1 pseudogene is annotated in these 5,053 nt (G+C 41.5%); it reads right to left on the reverse strand.

The window, feature by feature from the left end:
* Nucleotides 1–4,900, reverse strand: a pseudogene (locus Q0162_RS02860) (gliding motility-associated C-terminal domain-containing protein); the annotation flags it as partial.
* Nucleotides 4,901–5,053: the final 153 nt, after the last annotated feature.

A 5,053-nucleotide genomic window follows, 5' to 3' on the forward strand; every position in this document is an offset into this window, starting at 1 on the left:
TAGCTAAACTTACCACATTATCACAAAGGCAATAGTTATCCTTAATAGCCAAGAGTAAACGACACACCTCTGACTGGTCAGCTATATACGTAAATGACCTCTCAGGAGAAGTGGCTTCTATGGCGATATTCTCATTCTGAGTATTATCCTCAAGGAGAGTATCTCCTGCATCCACCAAACCATTACCATTGACATCATGGTAAAGAGACACTTTCAAGGAACTATTGTAAGGAGCTTTTTTAGCTAACTCAACAGTACTCTCATACTTATTAGCCACCTTATACTTAATTGTCAGTTTCTCCTTATTACCTTGTACTGTAGAACTTACTTCTACATCTGCTAAAGAAAGTGAGGCTCGTTTATTCTCTATCTTTGCTTTTTTCTCTGGCGAAGTAGATACGATAAGAGCAGGACAGAAAGGCGGACTCAAGGTAGCACAAGGAATCCCTGTAATCTTATCTGTAGTAAGTACCTTTAAGGATCTTTCATCTGTACAACTTACCGCTGTATTGGCTTTTTGCTTGATCTTTACCGTTACATCAAAGTAATGAGTATCCTTCATACCTGCTGGTACTTTCATTATGATCTCATTTTCACCTCCTACTACCCCTGTTGATTCCACAGAGGGGTCAGCCCAACTACTACTTGGGTTTGCCTGGGGGAATGCACTTCTATCTACTGTGATATCACTACTTTGAATATCATAGCTTTGTGGGAAACGTATATGCAGACGAGCATCATTACCTACTGTAAACAAAGGATTAGAAGAGGTAACATTGACCGATACGCGTACCTTATAAGTAGCCCCACTATCACAAGCATTGGCATTGCCACTTATATAGTCAACAGAGGAAAGTAACATATTATAGTCATTCACCGCAGCACCCGTGATACCAGCTACATTTTCTACAATCTTAGGACCTATAGCAGGCTCCCCACAGAGATTATTTCCTTCTAAGTCAATAGCAAAAGAGGAGCCTGCGACAAAATCACAGTCGGGTTGTACGTTAAAGGTTACTTTGAACTTCTGCTCATTTTCTACATTGGTAGCTACCGAACCTGGCAGAGAGCCACCTGGCAATATATCGAAAAGTCGGTAAGTAGTCTTACCCCCCACGGTAGTTACCCCAATCTTTTTACCATCCACAGGGGTGGAGGTATTATACACCTTGCCAGAGTTCAAGGGGTATTCCACTTGTACATCACTGATAACGATACCAGGCTGCTGGGTAACCACCAAGTTTGCTCCAAAGATATCCCCCTCATCGGTACTTTTTACAATATAGGAGAAAGGTGTCTTGGCACACATAGTCAAGCTGGTAGGGTTCCCCCCCTCTTCTATGTCTTTCTTACTTTGTGCTATATTGACAGTATATTCTAAGAATGTATCATCGCAGGCAGCACTATGTCCCTGAGTAGGGTTGCCCTCACAGTTCCAACCTGCATATACTTTAAACTTTCGTTGTGGTTGGCTACAGTTGGTTAACTTATACTTTAGGCGATAGTACTTCTGGCTGGCAAGCCCTATAGGTACCGTTTGGTTTAAGAAGAACATCTTCTCCCCTGTAATATTAGTCTCTGGAGTAAGGGTTCGCACTACAGTCGTGCCTGCCGCATCATTGACCTCTTCCAAGCCCAACACTTCCACTCCTGTAACATCGGGGATAGAGATCCATGTATTGGGAGCCTCATTGTTGCGTGCCTCTAAGGCAATAACAGTACTCTGTTCGTTCTTGTTAGCCCTAATAGTAGAACCTTGACCTCTTGCCAACAATAATAATTGAGGCTTAGAAGCCATATTCATAACACTAAAGTTAGTTTTTTCGACAACTAATGGGGTAGGACTATCGGCGTAATGATAGTAATAGTCTTCACACTCTACCACGTAGGTACCAATTTCGCCTGCAGCAATAGCTGCAGCTCTTTTAGCAGCATCAGTACCTGTAAATTCTTTAGATTTACAAGAGGCTTGCACCTTAACACGCAGCCATTGGCTATAGGTTGTTGCTACAATCCCTGCGGGTAAATGGTAAGGATCTGTTCTATTAACAGGATTTAGATAGGTATATACGCGGTTGTTCCCTTCGGTAGATTCTACCCAATTAGCTAACGGGGTAATAACTGAAGACTGTAGAGAGGAAGCTTTCTTAGAATCTGCAATATTAGCAGTATAGAAATATTCAGGATTATCTGTGATTTTATAAGACAAAGGTATTTTAAGAACAATCTTTCTCATTAAGATTCCTGGGCGATATTCTTCAGTATAAAGGTTACTACCGCTATTTTGAGCACGACCGAAATGGATAAATCGCCCTCCAATATAACTCGGGGTACAAGCTGTCAGTCCAAAACTATTCATACCATAAGCTATGCCTGTATTGGCAAAAGTGAAAACAGGTATCAGGTCTAAACCACAGCGCAATGCGTTAGTATGATAGCCTTGCGGGCTAACGGCGGGATCATTCTTATTGGCTAAGGTATAGAAATAAGATGTCTTACCCGACTGTTCTTCTGAAGAACTACTATTTGACGGATTATTTACCTGATAGGTAGCTACTACCGAGAAGGTTTGGCCTGCGGCTAAAATGCCCGAAGGCAGTGCATCGGTAAGATTCCAACGGTAGTAATTACCATTAGCATTGGTAGCGCGTGTTACCACTCCAGGGTCAGTAGCTTGCAGAGTCACTTCGTGAGTACCTATTTTTACTTTGATAAATTTAGGGTCTAAGTTCACGCGTTTTTCTACAGCTGTGTAATAGAAGAGGTTATCAGCCGCAGCATTAGGCGATTGTTTTCCTTCGGCGAAGAACTCTATATCGTCTAAATGCAATACTTTACGGCGTTGTTCAGCGGATATATTAGCGCGCTGTACGCGTTGGGTCATAGTAGCATCCGTCCAACCATAAGAGTTATTGGCGCGTTCTACTTTGGTACTGAGCATCTCAGGACCATTTACCCCACAAGGCACAGAACATCCTAATGCCACATTTACACTTTCGCAAAGTATAGGTATGGGGGTAAAAGTAGTACCTCCTTGGTTTCTGTTCATTACAAACACTTTGTAATCAATAGAGGTAGCATTGCTCAAGCCTGTACAGTCAGTAAGTTCGATATCAAAAGAGATATATCCCCATAAACGCGCATCAACAGCTGATACGCCTGCAGGAGGCGTTTCGGGGGTAGTAAAATCTAACAACCCACCAGCTGGTATATTGCCAATAGCAACAGAGGGAACAGAAGTATCGCCAACTTCTCTAGCGTAATAGAACACTACATTTTTGAGAGCAATACCCGAAGGCAACTGCATATAGTAGCGGTAACGAATATCATTAGTTCTAGCACTTGCATCACCTTGAAAGCGCTCAGAAACTCCTACTGAGTTCATATTAGGAGCTATACGCCCTTTCTCAGGAGCATTTTTAAGCAACTGAGCAGGGAAAGAGGTTTTATTTACTCGTCCAAAATAGCGTGCATAAACACTTAGATTATCTCTTAGTTCTATTGTTTCTCCACAAGCACTTTCATAATGATAATAAAAGGAAGGATTTATAGATAAAATATAAGGATTACAAGGGAATGGATTGCCGGTAGCAACCAAATCAAAACATATTCTTACCTCGGCACCAGGTTTTAGGTCATCGCGAAAACCATCAGCGTCTTCATCGGTAAAACCAATATCTTTGCCTGTAAGAGCCGCATCGGCTAAAGCGGGCAGATTGCGAAAATCAAAACCTGTAGAATTTACATTATTGATAAAAGTTGAAGGTACCGGAATCTTAGTACCATCGGTAGCAATGATATAAAAGTTATCAGGTTTGAAGTTTGTTAAATTTTGAACCAGATTATTAAGTCGGTTGTTATAAGCGGTAGCATCAGTACTTTCGTTCTTGAAGGCAGTATAGAAAGTACCGAGTTTTTGTCCGGCAGCAGCCGTAAGACCTGCTCCTTCGACAAAATACCTTTTATTTCCGTCTTGGGTTTGTTTCACGGCTGGAGTATAAGTACGTACTTTTATATCTCTATCCACCTTAGTATTTTGGGCAAATAGGTTGGTAGCCGAAAAGCCCCAATAAGGCACATAGCCTATTTTAGTTTGGTTACCACATAAGGAAGGTGCTATCTGATACTTTTGGGTAATGGTTACCAATTCGCTACCTAAAAAGCCTGAGGGCTTGGTAAGCCTATACATGGGTTGCCCTGCATTTTCGAAGCCTGTAGGGACGGTACCCACTGGATCCAAAGTAACTCCGGAGGGTGGAGTAAAACTTACATGGGTAATCCCAGCAGGATAAGCTACAGAGAAGAAAATGGTACGAGTAGCCCCCACCCCAGTATTACGAATGCCAAAGGTAGTGGTATTTTCGCCTAATGAGGCGCCATCAACTCCTACAACGTCTTGCACGGTAACTACTGGAGGCGTTACCCTATACTGGTTAGATTTTTCTTTTTCTTCTGGTTCGCCTACCACTGTTACTTTCACCTCATCGGTAAGGTATCTACCTGCCAAAGCATCGGTAGCAGCCTTAGTAAGCTTACGCTTAAGGGTAAAAGCCACTTCGGTGTTAGGCGTACCTACAAGGGTAAACACAGGTTTATTAAGAGGGCTACCTGCCACTTGGGATACCGAAGTAGCATTTGCTCCTTTATTTACAGAGCCTGCTACATACTCAATACCCGTAGGCAAGGTAACGGTTACCTCAGCTGTATTTTTAGTAGTAGGTAACTTAATCTTAATGGTAAGGTTACCAATCTCAAAAGAGGGATTATTGGCAAACTGTACCTGATCCTCTGCGGTAACCCCATTGATCGCAAACTGAGCTCTAAGCTGCCCGAAAGAAGTTAAGAGACTACAAATCAATACATTAAACAAAAATGTTTTTAGCTTTCTCATATCATTCATCTGATAAAAGTACTTTAAAAGTTTGTCGTACAAAAGTAGTACATTTTTTTGATTTATTTAAAAAAACCAATAGTTTTTTTCAACAGAAGAGATTGTTAATTGTTAATTAACGTGAGTTCGACATAAGAAAGTTACTTTTTTCTTGCAAGAAAG

The organism is uncultured Capnocytophaga sp. (assembly GCF_937936315.1).
GTDB lineage: Bacteria > Bacteroidota > Bacteroidia > Flavobacteriales > Flavobacteriaceae > Capnocytophaga.